The organism is Asticcacaulis sp., assembly GCA_024707255.1.
Classification (GTDB): Bacteria; Pseudomonadota; Alphaproteobacteria; order Caulobacterales; family Caulobacteraceae; genus Asticcacaulis.
On the sequence record JANQAC010000001.1, the window covers coordinates 407,851 to 425,193 of the forward strand.

The 17,343-nt window shown below is 58.8% G+C and carries 14 protein-coding genes and 2 pseudogenes; 7 read left to right on the top strand and 9 right to left on the bottom strand.

Annotated features, from left to right (window positions below; genetic code table 11):
- Positions 1–9 precede the first annotated feature (9 nt).
- Positions 10–1,701: a glycosyltransferase family 39 protein gene (locus tag NVV72_02040; protein MCR6658168.1), complete on the top strand. Its 1,692-nt coding sequence runs from the start codon at positions 10–12 to the stop codon at positions 1,699–1,701.
- Between the two features lie 83 nt (positions 1,702–1,784).
- On the opposite strand, the gene NVV72_02045 is transcribed toward NVV72_02040, so the two are convergent.
- The 6 genes and pseudogenes from NVV72_02045 to cysS form a co-directional block, all read right to left on the bottom strand.
- Complete coding sequence (locus NVV72_02045; protein MCR6658169.1) at positions 1,785–2,804, bottom strand: glycosyltransferase family 2 protein; 1,020 nt, start codon at positions 2,802–2,804, stop codon at positions 1,785–1,787.
- Positions 2,804–4,731 (bottom strand): annotated as a pseudogene (gene thrS / locus NVV72_02050) (threonine--tRNA ligase). The gene NVV72_02045 and the pseudogene thrS overlap by 1 nt, the downstream one beginning before the upstream one ends.
- Positions 4,732–4,931: 200 nt before the next feature.
- The gene (yidD, locus tag NVV72_02055; GenBank protein MCR6658170.1) at positions 4,932–5,165 is read right to left on the bottom strand and encodes a membrane protein insertion efficiency factor YidD; all 234 of its coding nucleotides are present in this window, start codon (positions 5,163–5,165) and stop codon (positions 4,932–4,934) included.
- A 123-nt stretch (positions 5,166–5,288) separates the two neighbouring features.
- Positions 5,289–5,711 (bottom strand): iron-sulfur cluster assembly scaffold protein, encoded by a 423-nt coding sequence (locus tag NVV72_02060; protein ID MCR6658171.1) that lies wholly within the window; start codon positions 5,709–5,711, stop codon positions 5,289–5,291.
- Between the two features lie 147 nt (positions 5,712–5,858).
- Positions 5,859–6,407: an SRPBCC domain-containing protein gene (locus tag NVV72_02065; protein MCR6658172.1), complete on the bottom strand. Its 549-nt coding sequence runs from the start codon at positions 6,405–6,407 to the stop codon at positions 5,859–5,861.
- Complete coding sequence (cysS, locus tag NVV72_02070) at positions 6,407–7,867, bottom strand: cysteine--tRNA ligase (protein ID MCR6658173.1); 1,461 nt, start codon at positions 7,865–7,867, stop codon at positions 6,407–6,409. Before cysS ends, NVV72_02065 begins: the two co-directional genes overlap by 1 nt.
- A gap of 260 nt (positions 7,868–8,127) precedes the next feature.
- Between cysS and folE the strand changes: the two genes are divergently transcribed.
- The 5 genes and pseudogenes from folE (at position 8,128) to rpoH (ending at position 12,628) form a co-directional block, all read left to right on the top strand.
- Positions 8,128–8,784, top strand: a complete 657-nt coding sequence (gene folE, locus NVV72_02075; GenBank protein ID MCR6658174.1) for a GTP cyclohydrolase I FolE — start codon at positions 8,128–8,130, stop codon at positions 8,782–8,784.
- Positions 8,785–8,938: 154 nt separating this feature from the next.
- Positions 8,939–9,382, top strand: a complete 444-nt coding sequence (locus NVV72_02080; protein ID MCR6658175.1) for a biopolymer transporter ExbD — start codon at positions 8,939–8,941, stop codon at positions 9,380–9,382.
- A gap of 258 nt (positions 9,383–9,640) precedes the next feature.
- Positions 9,641–10,087 carry a biopolymer transporter ExbD gene (locus tag NVV72_02085; GenBank protein MCR6658176.1) on the top strand — a complete coding sequence of 149 codons (447 nt, stop codon included), beginning with the start codon at positions 9,641–9,643 and terminating at the stop codon, positions 10,085–10,087.
- Between the two features lie 167 nt (positions 10,088–10,254).
- Positions 10,255–11,281: pseudogene (locus tag NVV72_02090) on the top strand (RluA family pseudouridine synthase).
- Positions 11,282–11,692: 411 nt separating this feature from the next.
- Positions 11,693–12,628 (top strand): RNA polymerase sigma factor RpoH, encoded by a 936-nt coding sequence (gene rpoH, locus NVV72_02095; GenBank protein MCR6658177.1) that lies wholly within the window; start codon positions 11,693–11,695, stop codon positions 12,626–12,628.
- Between the two features lie 128 nt (positions 12,629–12,756).
- Here rpoH and NVV72_02100 read toward each other — a convergent pair whose 3' ends face one another.
- From NVV72_02100 to NVV72_02110, 3 genes are all read right to left on the bottom strand, one after another.
- On the bottom strand, positions 12,757–13,554 hold the full coding sequence (locus tag NVV72_02100; GenBank protein ID MCR6658178.1) for a response regulator: 798 nt from the start codon (positions 13,552–13,554) through the stop codon (positions 12,757–12,759).
- A 108-nt stretch (positions 13,555–13,662) separates the two neighbouring features.
- Positions 13,663–14,952 (bottom strand): adenylosuccinate synthase, encoded by a 1,290-nt coding sequence (locus NVV72_02105; GenBank protein MCR6658179.1) that lies wholly within the window; start codon positions 14,950–14,952, stop codon positions 13,663–13,665.
- A gap of 322 nt (positions 14,953–15,274) precedes the next feature.
- A complete protein-coding gene (locus tag NVV72_02110) occupies positions 15,275–16,447 on the bottom strand; it encodes a phosphoserine transaminase (protein MCR6658180.1) in 1,173 nt (390 codons plus the stop codon).
- A 305-nt stretch (positions 16,448–16,752) separates the two neighbouring features.
- Here NVV72_02110 and NVV72_02115 point away from each other — a divergent pair, with 305 nt between their 5' ends.
- Positions 16,753–17,154, top strand: coding sequence for a hypothetical protein (locus NVV72_02115; protein ID MCR6658181.1), 402 nt, complete (start codon positions 16,753–16,755; stop codon positions 17,152–17,154).
- The last annotated feature ends 189 nt before the right edge of the window (positions 17,155–17,343 follow it).

Sequence of the window (17,343 nt, forward strand, 5' to 3'; positions counted from 1 at the left end):
ACACAAACTGTGTTTCAGTTTATCCAGAGTCACTTCGCGCAACTGGTCTCAAAAGGCCGCCGGGGGCCGCTGATCGCCGCCCTGCTGGCCATCGCCGTCGCCCTGCCCTGCGCCGTGATGATGCCGCCGCTCGACCGTGACGAATCGCGTTTCATCCAGGCCTCGGCCCAGATGATCGAGACGCACGACTACATCAATATCAATGTCCAAGACGTGCCGCGCTATAAGAAGCCGGTGGGTATCCACTGGCTTCAGGTGGCGGCGGTCAAGCTGACCTCCAGTGTGGCCAAACGCGATGTGCTGGCGTTCCGCTGGCCGTCAATCCTTGGGGCGGCCCTGGCCGCCTTCGCCTGCGCCTGGGGAGCTTCCTATGCCTTCGGCACGCGCGTCGGCACCAAGGCCGGCATCATATTCGCCGTCACCTTCATGCTGTCGACCGAAGCCTTCATCGCCAAGACCGACGCCGTACAGTGCGGTTTCATAACCCTGATGATGGCGGCACTGGCGCAGATCTACCTGCGGACGCGAGATCTCGGCAAGGACGATCCGCGCCCGAAAATGCCCTGGGTCAAGCTGGTCTTCTGGCTGGGGCTGGCCGGCAGTATCATGATTAAGTTCATCATCGGCCCGATGATACTGGCTACCACCCTGCTCACCCTCTGGGCCCTGGACCGCCGCATCCGCTGGGCACGCAATCTCGGGTGGGGCTGGGGATTGATCCTGGTCGCCCTGATTTGTGGTCCATGGATCATGGCTATCACCGTCACTACTGATGGTCAGTTCTGGGTCGGCGCGGTCGGCAAGGACTTCGCCGACAAGCTGAAAGGCGGCTCAGAAGGCCATTTCATGTGGCCCGGCTATCACCTGGCGCTTTTACCGGTGACCATGTTCCCAGCAGCCTGGTTCCTGGGCGGCGCCCTGCAGACGGCGATTTCCCGCCGTCATGAAGCCGCCATCCGCTTCGCCATCGCCTGGTTCGTGCCGGCCTTCCTGATCTTCGAATTATCCCCAACCAAGCTGCCGCACTATACTCTGCCGACCTTCGCGGCCCTGGCCTGGCTGTGCGCCCTGTCGCTCGACGTGCCGCTGAAACTGTGGGCGCGGATCGTCAATGTGGTCCTGGGCATCATCGGTGGGCTGGTTTTGAGCGCTCTGGCAATCGCCGGATATGTACTTTATGGTAATAGTGCCGCTTTCGTCTTCATGATCGCGGTTATCCTGTCGGCTGGTGTTCTGGGCGGGCTGGGCGGCTGGCTGATGTGGATCAACCGCCAGCGTACCGGCTTCGCCTTCATCCTGGCCGCTGGCATACTGGCCCACCTCAGCTTTGTCAGCGAACTGGCCCAGTTAAAGCCCCTGTGGATATCAAAGCAACTGGAAGCCGCCCTGGTTTCCAATCACCTCGATCCGCGCCACGACCTGCGCACGCCCGGCCCGGTGGCCATCATCGGCTATTCCGAACCCAGCTTCGTCTTCGCCATGGGCACCAAGACCCAGTTACTCAATGATGACGTGAAAGGTGCCGTCCGGGCCCTGCGCGAAGGGCGGCCGCTGTTCGTGGAATCGCAATTTGAAAAAGCCTTCCAGAGCGAAGCGGCAGCGCAAGGTCTTTCCCCCCATGCTGTCACCCAGGTCAGGGGGCACAATTACAATGGTCGCGATCAAACCCTGACGCTTTACGATAATCCGCCCACACAGTGATTCCAAATGCCTGCATTTGGCAAGGATGACCGACCGTCGCGCCTGTTGGCGCGTTAGCCAGGCGGCGTTTGAGCAGAAAAAGCCTATTCGGCCGGCAGTTCGTCTTCCTCATCACGCAGGCGATCACGGAACATGGCGCGCGTGACGGATACACCGATAATCAGCGGTGCCAAAAGTCGCACATAGGCCATGCGCCAAAAACCCTTGCCCCTGGCGCGCTTATTAAAATAATAGATCAGGCCGTTGCCCTTGTTGCGCTCGACGAACACCGGCTCAACCCGCGAAGTATGACCTTCGTGAACCACCTCGGCGGTCGGATGAAAAAGTACAGCCCCCCCCATTTCCCGCGCGCGCCAGCACAGGTCAACATCTTCGACATGCAGGAAGAAGTTGCTGTCAAAGCCCTTCAGGCGGCTGAAATCCGACCGCGAAACAGCGAAACAGGCCCCCGAAATGGTCGGGACGGCTTCCGGAGCTGACGGCAGGGGCTGATCCTCCTGGTGGATTTCGTACTTTCGCCAAGCCGGCACATATTTGTGCAGTTGGAGAAGGGATACCAAAGTGGTGAAGGGCGTGACCTCCCCGCGCCGCGCACCACGCTGCTCTGTCAGGTCCGGATTAAGCAAACGGGCGCCAACAATACAGGGACCGTCTGGCGACAGCTTTTTCTGTGCACTGACCGCCGTGACAAGCTTGCGCGGGCAATCCGGTTGCAGCAAGGCGTCCGGATTGAGGAACACCAGCCACGGCTGGGTAGCCAGATGCGCCCCCAGATTGGCCGCTTTCGCGAAGCCAATATTGCCCTGTCCCTGAATCAGCAGAATATGATCATGCTCTTCCTTCAGGTCGCGCAGCCATTGCTCCACTTTTTCGGAACTGCCGTTATCGATCAGGATGAACTGCCTGACACACGGATCATTCAGCACCCGGCCGATACTGTCGAACAGCACACGGCCGGTATGGAAAACGATCATGATGACCGTGATTCCGTCCTTTTCATCGCAGGGCGCGATCTCGTTATGCTGCATGAAGTACTGCGCTTCGCTGGTGGCCAGCTTGCGTTCTTTCAGCATTTCGATGATGGACGGCGGCAGTGCGGTCATCAGGCTTCCTTTAGATCGGGCGGCGTGGCGTCTTCAGCCAGCTTCTTCACAGCATCAGTAATGCTGAGAATGGTCTGGCCTTCGGAACCGAGGAAGCGCAGGGCCACCTCGCCGGTTTCGGCTTCCTTACGGCCGACAACGGCGATCACCGGCACCTTGGCCAGAGAATGTTCACGAACCTTGTAGTTGATCTTCTCGTTACGCAGATCGGCCTCGACGCGCAGACCCGCCTTGCGCAGCGCCTCGACGACAGTCTCCGCATACGGGTTGGCGTCAGAGGTGATCGGCGCGACCACGACCTGGACCGGGGCCAGCCACAGGGGGAAACGGCCGGCATAGTTTTCGATCATGATGCCGATAAAGCGCTCGAACGAGCCCAGGATGGCGCGGTGAAGCATGACCGGGCGCTGGCGCGAGCCGTCTTCCGCCACATATTCGGCTTCCAAGCGCTCAGGCAGCACATAGTCGAGCTGGAGCGTGCCGCAGGTCCATTCACGACCGATGGCGTCCTTGACGATGAAGTCGAGCTTCGGCGCGTAGAAGGCCCCATCCCCCTCAGCAATCACCGGTTCCACGCCGGCGGCGCGGGCGGCCTCGGCCAGCATCCCCTCGGCCTTATCCCAGAATTCATCAGAGCCGGCGCGCGTTTCAGGCCGCGTGGCCAGGTTGATATAGGCGGTTTCCATGCCGAGATCGGCGTGAATCATCTTGGTCAGGCGGACGAACTTCTCCGTTTCCTCGACGATCTGGTCCTCGCGGCAGAAGATGTGGGCGTCATCCTGGGTAAAGCCACGCACGCGCATCAGGCCATGCAGCGAACCGGACGGCTCATAGCGGTGGCAGGCACCGAATTCGGCCATGCGCATCGGCAGTTCTTTATACGACCGCAGCCCCACCTTGAATATTTGGACATGGCCGGGGCAGTTCATCGGCTTGAGCGACAGGGTTTCGCCTTCGACCGTCTCGCAGACGAACATGTTCGGGCGGTACTTTTCCCAATGGCCCGACTTTTCCCAGAAGGTCCGGTCGAGCACCTGCGGCGTCTTGACCTCGACATAACCGGAGGCATCGAGACGGCGGCGCATATAGGCTTCCAGCGTGCGCCACAGCTGCCAGCCCTTGGGATGCCAGAAGACCATGCCGCGGCCTTCTTCCTGCATATGGAAGAGGTCCATGGCGCGACCAAGCTTGCGGTGATCGCGCTTCTCGGCTTCTTCGATGCGGTGGATATAGGCTTCGAGATCGGCTTCCGTAGCCCAGGCTGTACCGTAGATGCGCTGAAGCTGGGCGTTATTGTGGTCGCCCCGCCAGTAAGCGCCGGCCAGTTTGGTCAGCTTGAACGCTTTGCCTATGAATTTCGAGGACGGCAGGTGCGGCCCGCGACACAGATCCTTCCAGGCATCGCCGTGACGATAGACCGTGATGGTTTCGGTGCCCGGCAGGTCACGAATGATCTCGGCCTTGTAGGCTTCGCCGATACCTTCAAAATGCTTGATGGCGTCATCGCGGTCCCAGACCTCGCGCACGATCTTTTCGTCGCGGTCGACGATTTCCTTCATCTTGGCTTCGATTTTGGCGAAGTCGTCCGTCGAGAACGGCTCATCGCGGGCAAAATCGTAATAGAAGCCGTCCTCGATCGATGGCCCGATAGTGACCTGCGTGCCCGGAAACAGTTCCTGCACCGCCTCGGCCAGGATGTGGGCCGTGTCGTGACGGATCACTTCGAGCGCCTCGGGGGCGTCGCGCGTCAAGATTTCCAATGCCCCCCCTCTTCAAGCGGTCGATCCAAGTCCAGCAACACTCCGTCGAGTTTGATAAGGACTGCCTTCTTCGCCAGTGATTTTGACAGGCTTTCGGCAATGGCCCTGCCGGTGGTCCCCTTATCAAAGCTGCGAACGGCGCCATCGGGGAACGTCAAGTCTATCATCATCTTAGTCACTTTGTAGCTGGCGACCTGTAGCCCTTACGGCGGGCTTCATCGCGCAATAATTTAAATAAGGATTCGATGTTGCCTTTAAAAAGCCACACCAAATCCGGCGTCGTGTGCCATCAAAAACACACTGACCTTACTCTTGCCCTCACGCGCATTTAAGTCCGAAAAGTGGGTTACACTGTTCGGGATGCGCTCTAAGTTTCCCTTCCCGGAACCGGATCATAGCCTGTGCCTCCCCCCGGACGGCAGCGACAGATACGTTTTATACCCAGCCACGAACCTCTGACGGGTCCGTGTGTTATCAAGGCTTCGGCCATATATTCGGAACAGGTGGGCCGAAAGCGGCACGCCTGTCCGATATAGGGCGACAATGTGAGCTTGTAAGCCCGCAAGGCCGCGCGCACGGAACGTTTATAAAGAGCGGTCATGCGCAACCGAATGAAGAAAAAGCCTGACGGCGTCAACCCCCGCGACAAGCCCCCTCGTCTCACATATTGAAAAGACATTCGCCCCGGTTGGCAAGCCATAAGCAAGCCCATATCAGTTTTAGTTTATTTCAGTGATGAAATAGCCGCACTGGTTGCCTCGAAGGCCAAAAGCGTCGAGGCGTGGCGCGCGGGGAAATCCTTTACAGATTCAAGAATTTGCAAATCGGAGAAGCGTGCCGGGAAAATTCCCGGCTCACCCTTGAGTAGATTCCGCAACGCATCACAGGCAGCCAGCACCTCATCACCCGTGGCGCCGATGACATGCTGGCTCAAGATCGCCGCGCTGGCCTGGCCCAGCGCACAGGCCTGAACCTGCTGGGCAAAATCCGTCACCACATCGCCCTCCATGTTCAGTTCCACATGGATGGTGCTGCCGCACAGCTTCGCCACCTTGTCGGCCACGGCTTGAGGTTGGTCCAGATGACCGACATGCTGGAGCTGGGTCGTGCGGCGCAGAATTTCGCGGGAATAAAGGTCGTCGATCATTGTGTGTAGATGGCGGAGGATACAGGGAAACGCAAGTGACCGGGGTATCCTAAATGATTCCCTCCAAGATGGATAAAAGACTGCGGCCCATACCCCCTCCGGCGCTGCGCGCCACCTCCCCCTCCAAGAAGGGGAGAGTAGCAAGGCTTATTTCTTCTTGCCCCAGAAATGGGTGTTGAGCCATTTCGGCCTTGGCTTGTGCAGCGGGTCTTCCTTCGGCACCGGCGGCACAATGACCGAAGAGGCGTGCGGATTAGAGGCAGATCTGGCCTCGGCCCGCGCCTTCAGGGCCTCGCCGAAAGCGGCAAAGCCCGTGCGGATATGCTCGCGGTAGGCTTTTCCTTCACGTTCCGACAGGAAGCCAGTGAACAGCGCGCCGATTGAGAAACTGCTGCCATATTCCGACAGGGCATCGAACTCGAAATAACGGATCAGGCTGCCGGCATAGAAGGGCTTCGGCACGGTGATATGGATATGCGACAGGGGCGTCCAGTCGGCGATGATGCCATCGGTTTCCCAGGTGCCGAGACCCTCGAAATATTCTTCCAGATGCACCGCAGCGCCGAAATGCACTTCGCCTTCGGCCTTTTTGTGGATGGGGCTCCATTCCGGCCAGGCATTGATATCGGCGATGACCTCATAAACATCGTCAATGGGCGCGGCGATGCCTACGCGTTTTTCGATTTTGAGCGCCATTATGCCTTGCCTTTCAGTTTCCAGGTCGCGCCCTGCGGCCCGTCCATAACCTCGACATTGAGCGCATTGAGCGCATCACGGATGCGGTCCGATTCCGGCCAATTCTTGGCGGCACGGGCGGCGGCACGCTCGACCAGCAGAGTCTCTACCTGAGCGGTCAGGTCATCGGAAGCCCCCTGCTTGAACCAGACTTCGGGGTCTTCTTGGAGAATGCCGAGGATGTTGGTCAACAACAAGAAATCATGTTTTACGAGTGATGCCGCGGTTGGAGCAACCTCGGCAGCATCAGGAGCTCGCGGAACATCTGGGTCCGCGAAGTGCTCAAGATTGCGTGCCAGACTGGTCGCACTCTCATAAAGCTTAGCCCGTGCGGCCGGTGTATTCAGGTCGTCCATCAGAACGTCCAGAATTTGATCACCGCGCCTGTCCCATGGCACAACATCTTTTGTTCTAAGCTTTACGCCATAAAGATAGTCGAGTTCTTTCTTGCTCTGCTCCAGCAGTTCCGGCGTCCAGTTGAGTGGCGACCGGTAATGTCCGCTCAGCAAGGCCCAGCGGATAACTTCCCCCGGATAGTCCTTGATCAGGTCGTGAACCAGCACGACATTACCCAGTGACTTCGACATCTTCTCACCGGAGAAGTCGAGAAAACCATTGTGCATCCAGTATTTGGCATAAGCTGCCGGATCAGAATGGCCGTGCGCGGCGCAGGATTGCGCTATCTCATTGGTATGGTGCGGGAAGATCAGATCCTGGCCACCGCCGTGAATATCGATCGGCAACTGCAAAACCGCCTCGCTCATGGCAGAGCATTCGATATGCCAGCCCGGACGGCCCGGCAGACCCTTTGGCCCCGGCCACACCGGCTCCCCCGGCTTGGACGGTTTCCACAGCACGAAATCGGCCGCGGCATCCTTGTTTTCCGCTACTTCCACTCGCGCGCCGGCGATCATATCGTCAAGCGAGCGCTTGGCCAGCTTGCCATAGCGGCCTGATCCGCCGTCATAATCCGTCACGCGGAACAGGACTTCGCCGTCGTCGGTGACATAGGCCGCGCCCCGCGCAATCAGGTCTTCGATCATCGCCACCATATCGGGCATGTGCTCCGTGGCGCGCGGCTGATAGGTCGGCGGCAGGGCATTCAGCGCCGCCATATCGGCATTATAGATATCGGCGAACCTATTGGTGATGACGGAGATATCGACGCCTTCGTCGATCGCCTTCTTGTTGATCTTGTCGTCCACGTCGGTGATGTTCCGCGCATAAACGACCTTGTCCTCGCCATAGAGATGGCGCAGCAGCCGGAACAGCACGTCGAACACCACGACCGGCCGCGCATTGCCGATATGAGCGTAATTATATACGGTCGGGCCACAAACATACATGGTCACGCGATCGGGATTTGTCGGTTCAAACGGGACTTTCTGGCCGCTCAGCGTATCGTGTATGTACAGTGTCATAGGCGCTTTTTGGAGGTTTTCGGTTGTAATCAAAGGGCTCCCTCCCATATAGACACCGGCGAACCTTTGCACCACGGAAAATCTCGGCCGGAATGATCCAATTTCGGTCTATGTGTAGTATAAGGGACTGTCTGCTGCGTGTTTCGGCTGCTGCCATCGTCTGGTGAAAGCGTCAAGCATAAGGCCAAATGAGGGATGTCACGCGTCATTCCGGAACCGTCGTTCCGGCGCCACTCGGCCCTCGGGGAACTGTATTTATAATGGATAGCCTTGATCCTGTGTCGAACCTGACCGCCTCTGAAAACAGCCTGCTCAACACCTCCAAGCCCAAGAGCGTCGTCACCTTCACCAACCGCCCGTCGCGCGAGGAAGCGATGAAGGCCGTTAAGACCCTGCTCGCCTGGGCCGGTGACGACCCCGAACGCGAGGGCCTGATCGATACGCCCAAGCGCGTGGTCGATGCCTATGAGGAATGGTTCCAGGGCTATCAGGCCGACCCCAAAAAGGAACTGTCGCGCACCTTCGAGGACGTGCAGGGCTATGATGATATGGTCATGCTGCGCGAGATCGATGTCGAATCGCACTGCGAACACCATATGGCGCCCTTCCTCGGCAAGGCTTGGGTCGCCTATATGCCGACTTCCAAGGTGGTCGGCATCTCCAAGATCGCCCGCGTGGTCGAAATCTTCGCCAAGCGCCTGCAAACCCAGGAAACCATGACCAAGCAGGTGGCCGATGCCATCGAGGAATCGCTGGCCCCGCTCGGCGTGGCCGTGATGATCGACGCGGAGCATCAGTGCATGAGCACCCGTGGCGTTCACCACAAGAACGTCACCACGGTCACCACCCGCTTCACCGGCGTCTTCAAGACTGATATCGCCCTGCAGGAACGTTTTATGCGCCTGACGCATAAGTAAGACTCCCCCTCATTATCAAAAAGCGGCCCCGCTCCGGCAGGGCCGCTTTTTTATTGCCTGAACTTCAGTCTGCATATTTTTCACATACCTTGCTTTACAAAGTATAATGTAAGGCATAAATTATGGTCACGCAATGTGAAAAGGAGAGGCAATCATGGCTATCAAAATCGGAGCCAGCGGCGGCAGCCGCTACACCATCGCGCAGAATGCCGACATCAATGTCACGCCGTTCGTGGATGTCATGCTGGTGCTGCTGATCATCTTCATGGTGTCGATACCGGCCGCCACCGTCTCGATCAAGCTAGACCTGCCGCCGGCCCAACCGCAGGCAGGCCCCAAGCGCCCCGATCCGGTGTTTATATCGGTCATGGGACCGGACGATATCTATATCGGCGCGCAAAAAACCAGCATGACGAACCTGATCAGCGACGTGGCGGCCGCCCTGCGCACTTCAGACCCGGACACGCCTTTGAGCGAGCAACGCGTGCTAGTGCGCGGCGACAAGGACATCGCCTATGCCGACTTCGTACAGGTGATCAACCAGTTGCAGCAGAACGGTTATCTCAAGATTGGCCTGATCAACGAAGACATCGAATAGCGCCTCCCATGATTTGGGATAACATCGGCTGCTTCCTGATTTCCGGTGTTTTGGCTTCTACAGAGGCGCCGGACATGAAATATTCTTAATGATGGGCCGGTTTGAGTGCCTTTCAGGCTTTACTTTTATCCGGGAGTTGTCCTAAATCGCTTCCGACCGGCAAAAGGCGGCGCACTCGATGCGCGGTCGCTGAGCCGATGGCATAATGTTCTTCCCCTGCGGGCTGTTCGCCTGCGGTGGCATAAAGGGAGTTAGACTATGGGCGCAAAGCTCGGCGGCGGCGGCGGTAGCCGGTATACCATCGCACAGAATTCGGACATCAACGTCACGCCTTTCGTCGACGTCATGCTCGTTCTGCTCATCATCTTCATGGTGTCCATCCCGGCCGCCACAGTGTCGATCAAGCTCGACCTGCCGCCCGCGAAGGCGCCCCCCACGAACGAAAAGCGCCCTGACCCGGTGTTTATCTCGATCATGGGCCCCGATGACATCTATATCGGGCCACAAAAGACCAGCATGGACCGCCTGATCGGCGATGTGGCCGCTGCCCTGCGCGTCACCGACCCGAACACCCCGCTCAGCGAACAGCGCGTCTTGGTCCGCGGCGACAAGGACATCACCTATGCCGACTTCGTCAAGGTGATCAACGAACTGCAACAAAACGGCTATCTCAAGATCGGCCTGATCAACGAAGACATCGAATAGTCTTCGGATTGTTTGCTACAGTTATAAGAAACACCGGAGACCACTGGTTTCCGGTGTTTTTGTTTTATACCTCCCCAGTTTACTGGGAAGGGGGACCGTCCGGCGCAGCCTTTAGGCGAAGGCGGATGGTGGTGGGGTTTCTTACTTTTTGACGGCCACAAGTATCCATGACCAACACCTCTGACGACATTGATGACGATGATAGCGCCCCTGAAGACGAGGCCGGTGACAGCCAGATCCTGACAGCGGATATTGAACCCGGCGAGATCGGGCGAGCGGCTGGATCGCGTCCTGGCCGGCCATTTCAACGATCTCTCCCGCGCCCGCCTGCAGGCCCTGATCGCCGAAGGCCGCCTGAGCATCGACGGCAAGGTGATCGCCGACGGCAAGCACAAGGCGCGCGCCGGCACCTATACGCTCTCCATCCCCGCACCCGTCGCCGCCAAACCTGAGCCGCAGAACATTCCGCTCGATATTCTGTTCGAGGACGAACACCTGATCGTGGTCAACAAGCCCGTCGGCATGGCGGCGCACCCGGCCCCCGGCACACGCGACGGCACCCTGGTCAATGCGCTGCTTTTCCATTGCGGAGACACCTTATCAGGAATCGGCGGCGTGCTCCGCCCCGGCATTGTCCACCGGCTCGACAAGGATACGTCCGGCATTCTGGTCGCCGCTAAATCAGACGTGGCCCACCGCGCCTTGAGCGAGTTGTTCTCCCGCCACGATATTGACCGGGAATACAAGGCGATTGTACGCGGCGCCCCGCGCTATATGTCCGGCACGGTAACCACGCGGATCGGCCGTTCGCACCATGACCGCAAGAAAATGGCTGTGCTGCGCGCCGGCGGCCGTGAGGCCATAACGCATTACCAGTTGGAAGAGGTCTATGGAGACACCAAGCCTTTAGCCGCGCTTCTGACCTGCCGGTTGGAAACCGGCCGTACCCACCAGATCAGGGTTCACATGGCGCATCTCGGCTGCCCCTGCCTCGGCGATCCGGTCTATGGTTCCGGTGCGCCGGCAAAGGAGGTTCAGGCCATTCTGAAGGAACTGGATTTCAACCGTCAGGCCCTTCACGCCGGATTGCTCGGTTTCGTCCACCCGATCACCGGCCAGAAACTGAAGTTCAAAGCCCCCCTGCCCGACGACATGCAGGAACTCGCCGATGCGCTGGCGGATATGTTTACCTGATTTCCGGATGCCGTGCATCCGGCAAGGGCAACTGCCCGCCCGAGCTGTTGCGAGGAGCCAAGGGGGACGCCTAGTCCGGCGCTTGAGCGGCAAAAAAGCAGCAGAAAGCCGCCATGCGGCTCTGCTGCACCGCACTCACCTAAGTGTGATCATGTAACAGCGGCCGGTGTGATACCTTTCTGCAACAAATTCGCAGCTTGATGCCATTTTTTTGCGATTTCGCAGTTTATGGGTCTTTTTTTCGCCGAAAGGCTTCCTAAATCTAGGCGCAGTTGTCGGGCAGGATATCCCCTTCGTCTGTGCTCCCCTCACTGATAAGGCGCGGGTCTCATGTCCGACACACCTTCTTTCTCTGACCGTTCGTCAGAATCCCGACCAGAAACAGAAAATTCTACAGAAAGCGACGCGCCGATGAGTTCTCTTGCCCTGACCTCCTCCTCTTCGAACCTCGCAACCCGCGACGGTGCCAGCCTGCCGGCCCTGACGCCGGACGGCGGCCTCAATCGCTATCTGTCGGAAATTCGCAAGTTCCCCATGCTGGCCAAGGATGAAGAGTTCATGCTGGCCAAGCGCTGGACCGAGCATCAGGATCCCAAGGCCGCTCACAAGCTGGTTACCTCGCACCTGCGCCTCGTCGCCAAGATCGCCATGGGTTATCGCGGCTATGGCCTGCCTGTGGGTGAAGTGATTTCGGAAGGCAATGTCGGCCTGATGCAGGCGGTCAAGAAATTCGACCCCGATCGTGGCTTCCGCCCGGCCACCTACGCCATGTGGTGGATCAAGGCGTCGATCCAGGAATATGTCCTGCGCTCGTGGTCGCTGGTCAAGATGGGCACCACCGCCGCGCAGAAGAAGCTGTTCTTCAATCTGCGCAAGGTGAAGTCGGAAATTTCCGCCCTGGAAGACGGTGACCTGCGCCACGAACATGTCGAACAGATCGCCACCAAGCTCGGCGTTTCCGAGGCTGATGTCGTCAGCATGAACCGCCGCATGTCCTCGGCCGATTCGTCGTTGAACGCGCCCCTGCGCGCCGCCGAAGGCGAGTCGGAATGGCAGGACTGGCTGGTCGATGACACTCAGCAGTCGCAGGAAACCGTCCTGGCCGACAATGAAGAGTACGGCCAGCGCATGGACCTGCTTCAGGCCGCCATGGGCGAACTGAATGATCGTGAAAAGGAAATCCTGACCGAACGCCGGCTCAAGGATTCGCCCACGACCCTGGAAGACCTGGCGGAGCGCTTTGGTGTTTCACGCGAACGCGTCCGCCAGATCGAGGTACGGGCGTTTGAAAAACTGCAAAAGGCCATGATCGCCGCCTCTCAGGCAGCGACACCGGTTCCGGCCTGACGACTGAAACTCCAGGCTGTATACAGCCTGGCAAGGGCAAGCGCCCGCCGCGCATGTTTGCGCGAAAGCCCCTGCGGCGATTGAGCTTAAAGCAAGATAATGCCCGCGGTCATTTATGACCGCGGGCATTATGCCGCGTTTTCTTTTTTGGCGTCGTCTATGCGGAAGAGCTTGGCCAGGGCCGCTACCGGCGCCTTGAGCATCTCACCCGTCATTTCATTGGACTTGTAGGCGGTGAAGATTTCCGTCACGGCGGCTTTAAACTTCGGGTCCGTGATTGCCTTGCAGGCCGGCACCAGGACTTCAAGCTGGGCCGTAATGGCCCGCCTCGCCTGTTTGCGGTCATTATCAAACTGATCGGCGGCGGCGCGCAGAATACGCACGCTCTGCTCAAGCCGCTTCATGCCGTCCGACATGTTTTCCGGCGGCCGTGTCGTCGCCCCGCCCAAGCCGGAATTGAAGCGCCGGCGATCAGGGCCGACATACATGACCGCCTCGATCCACGGCCGCGACTTGGTGACAACGTGATTAAGGCGTTGCAGCAGATCACCCGAAGCAAACGGCTTCTTCATGATCTCATCACTGCCGCAGTCGCGTGCCTGCTTCAGGGTTTCCGGCAGGTCGTTCGGCGCCATCATGATCACCGGAATCTTGCGGCACTTCATATCCGAACGGCGAAGCCCCGTCACGAAGGACGCGCCTTCGATATTCGGCCCCTTGAGATCGCAGAAAATGATTTGCGGATCGAAATCCTGGCAGATCATCGTGGCGCGGCGGTCATCCGTTTCGACCTGGACCTTTTCGGCACCCAGGACACGCAGCATATCCATCAGGATGCGCGCATAGGCAGGATTGCCTTCAAGCACCATTACCCGCTTCAGATGCGGTTTCAGTTTGGCTTCCAGTTTGGGATCGAGCGAAAACACGAGGACACTCTGCTGATATTGTGCCGCGATCCTATGCCCGATTAGTAAAAATAGATTTTATGACGCACTGCAATTTCACAACATTTAAAAAAGCAACGCGTATCGGGCTTAGTCCTGAAACGGGTCACGCATCAGAATGGTGTCTTCTCGCTCAGGGCTGGTCGACAGCAAGGCCACCGGCGCGCCGATCAGTTCCTCGATACGGCGGACATATTTCACCGCATTGCCCGGCAGGTCTTTCCATGAACGCGCGCCTTGCGTGCTTTCGCTCCAGCCTTCGATCTCTTCGTAGACCGGCTCGATGCCTTGCTGGTCCTTGAAGCCGGCCGGCAGATAATCGAGCACCTGGTCACCGACCTTGTAGCCGACGCAAACCTTGATGGTTTCGATGCCGTCAAGAATATCGAGCTTGGTCAGGGCGATGCCGTCAATGCCATTGATGGCAATCGACTGGCGGGCCAGCACCGCATCCAGCCAGCCGACGCGACGGGCGCGACCGGTGACCGTACCGAATTCATGACCGCGCGTGGCGATGCCCTGGCCGATTTCGTCAAATAGTTCGGTCGGGAACGGGCCGGAACCGACGCGGGTGGTATAGGCTTTCAGGATGCCCAGCACATAGCCCACGCTCTTCGGCCCCATGCCGGAACCGGCAGCGGCCTGACCGGCCACCGTGTTGGACGAGGTGACGAAGGGATAGGTGCCGTGGTCGATATCGAGCAAGGCGCCCTGCGCCCCTTCAAACAGGATGCGCTTGCCTTCCGTCTTGGCCTTATCGAGCACATACCAGGCCGGCTTGACGTGCGACAGCAGGCGCGGCGCGATGGCTTTCAGCTTTTCGGTCAGGGCGGCAACATCGACCGGCGCGAGTCCCAGACCGGCGCGCAGCGGATTGTGATGCGCCAGCAGGCGGTCAATCTTGGCGTCCAGGGCGTCGAAATCGGCCAGGTCGGCGACGCGGATAGCCCGGCGCCCCACCTTGTCCTCATAGGCCGGGCCGATGCCGCGGCCCGTGGTGCCGATCTTGCCGGTGCCGGCGGCGGCTTCGCGCGCCAGGTCGAGTTCGGAATGGATCGGCAGGATGAGGCAGGCATTGTCGGCAATCACCAGCAGGTCAGGCGTGATGCTCAAGCCTTGCGCTTCAACACGGGCGATTTCATCGAACAGCGCCCACGGATCGATGACCACGCCATTACCGACGATCGAGAGTTTGCCCTGGACCACGCCGGAGGGCAGCAGGGAGAGCTTGTAAACCTTGCCATCAACCACGAGCGTATGGCCCGCATTATGCCCGCCCTGGAAACGAACGACAACGTCGGCGCGATTTGAGAGCCAGTCGACAAGCTTGCCCTTGCCCTCGTCGCCCCACTGAGCGCCAATTACGGTTACGTTTGCCAAGATGATTGCTCCGGTCACAGAATATTGCAGCGCAGGCACAGATCATTTTTTCGGGCCATGCGCGTGTTAGCCGGTGGCACCCTATAGAGGATGAATCAGGGCTTGTAACCCTCTAATTTTGCATGGTCACTGATGTCAGATTTAGGAGGGGAAAAAGATCACGGACAGGCACGGAAAAAAGACGGAAAGACACGGAAGTCTGAATATCGTGGTCTTCGTCTGCCCAATCATACACGGTATGAAGCGCTTTCGCGCGATAGGCATTACATACACCTTCCGTGTCTTTCTGTCTTTTTTCCGTGCCTGTCCGTGATCCTCTTGATCATGCCACTTCCAGCGCCGCAAGCGCCTCAGCATAAGCCCATTCCAGCCACGGCAGCAGGGAATCGATGTCGTCCGCTTCGACCGTGCAGCCGCACCAGATACGCAGGCCCGGCGGGGCGGCGCGATAGCCGTTGATATCAAAGGCCACCCCCTCGATCTCCAGCAGTGACGCCATCTTGGCCGCCAGCTTGGCCTGGACATCGGCCGGCTGTGATTGCACCGCCGGATCGACAAACTTCAGGCACACCGAAGTGGTCGAACGCGTTTCCGGCACTTCGGCAACAAAATCGATCCACGAAGTGGCCCCAACCCATTCGCGCAAGACATTGAAATTGTGATTGCAGCGATTGATTAGCCCTTCCAGCCCGCCTTCCAGCGAGGCCCAGCGCAGGGCATCGAGATAGTCCTCGATCACCAGGAAGGAATAGGTGTTGATGGCATCGCCGCCAATAATCTTCATGTCAGCGGCACCCTTGGCCTTCAGGCGCAGCACCTTGGGGATCGGGCGGCCCGACTCCCAGGTGTTCAGGCGGTCAAGCGCCTTGGGCGACAGCACCAGCACACCGAAGCCCGCCTCGCCGCCCAGCGCCTTCTGGAAGGAGAAGGTGGCGACATCCAGTTTTTCCCACGGCAGTTCCATGCAGAAGGCCGCTGATGTGGCATCGCACAGCACGAGTCCTTCATGGCCATTGAGGAAATCCGAATTGGGCACGCGCACGCCCGACGTAGTGCCGTTCCAGGGGAACACCAGATCAGCCTGCGGATCAATCTTCGACAGGTCGGGCAACTGGCCATAGGGCGAGCTTAGTACCTCGCAATCAAGCTTCAGATGGCTCACCGCGTCATCGGCCCACAACTGGCCGAAACTTTCAAAGGCGAGCAGCTGCACCTTGCGTTGGCCCAGCAGGTTCCACATGGCAGCTTCGAAGGCGCCGGTATCCGAAGCCGGCATAACCAGCACCTGATAATCCGCCGGAATTTGCAGGATCGAGCGCGTCAGGTCGATCGCTTGGTTGAGCCGTCCCACCGTCACCTTCGAGCGGTTCGAGCGGCCCACCGGCGCGCCCGCAAGCGCCTGAACGCTCCAGCCGGGGCGCTTGCTTGTCGGGCCCGACGAAAACCACGGACGCTCAGGGGCGCGGGCGGGTTTATTGGCGGAAAAAGTCGACATGCGGACCCCACTATACGGTACATTTTCCCTCGCTCTTTGCGCTTTCGGGCCTGTCAGGGCAAGCCTTTTTTCAGTCGGGGTGGCTATCCTCCCTTAACAATCCGCGTGATCGAACAAAATCGTATTTTTCTGGCTCGTGCATTAGGCTCTTTGTAGAGCCTGAAATTTATCCTCCTGATTTCGTGGATAATTTTCTTTCGCCATGAACCGAATATGAACCGCGCCGTTCAGGTCAGGCTCAGGGGTCGCGTGTTTATATGGGTTCATCGCTGATGGAACAGCGAAAACAGTTAAGGAGAAAGACGATGAAAAAGACCCTGATTACCCTGGCCGCCGTTGCAGCCGTCCTGACCACCCTGTCCGCCCCCGCCATTGCCAGCGCCCGCCCGGCGCATGTCGTGGTCGTCACCGACCATCGCGGCCCCGACTGGAACCACCGCGACGACCGCGCCTCGGCACAACTCAACAGCCGCATTGCCCGACTGGATGCCCGCATCGACCAACGCCGCCGTACCGGTCAGATCAGCTACCGCGAAGGCCGCCGCCTCAATAACGAACTGAACCTCATTTCCTCGCAAAAGCGCAGCTTTGAGCGTTCGGGCCGCGGCCTGAGCCTCAATGAGATCAGTACACTGGATAATCGCCTCGACCGTCTGCAAGGTCAGATCCGTTACGAGAAGCATGATTTCGACAATCGTCGCGGCTAAACAGCCAACCACGTCTCTTATCCCTCAGGGCGCAGACCTATGGTTCTGCGCCCTTTGGCTGTCCGACTTAAGCTATTGTGAAAATTAATTATTTTTCATCCCAGCCGTTAAATTCCCCGGCTGTCTGAATATATTAAACCCGACATATTGCCGCCTTCGCCAGCCCTTACAAATCCACGATCAAAGTGC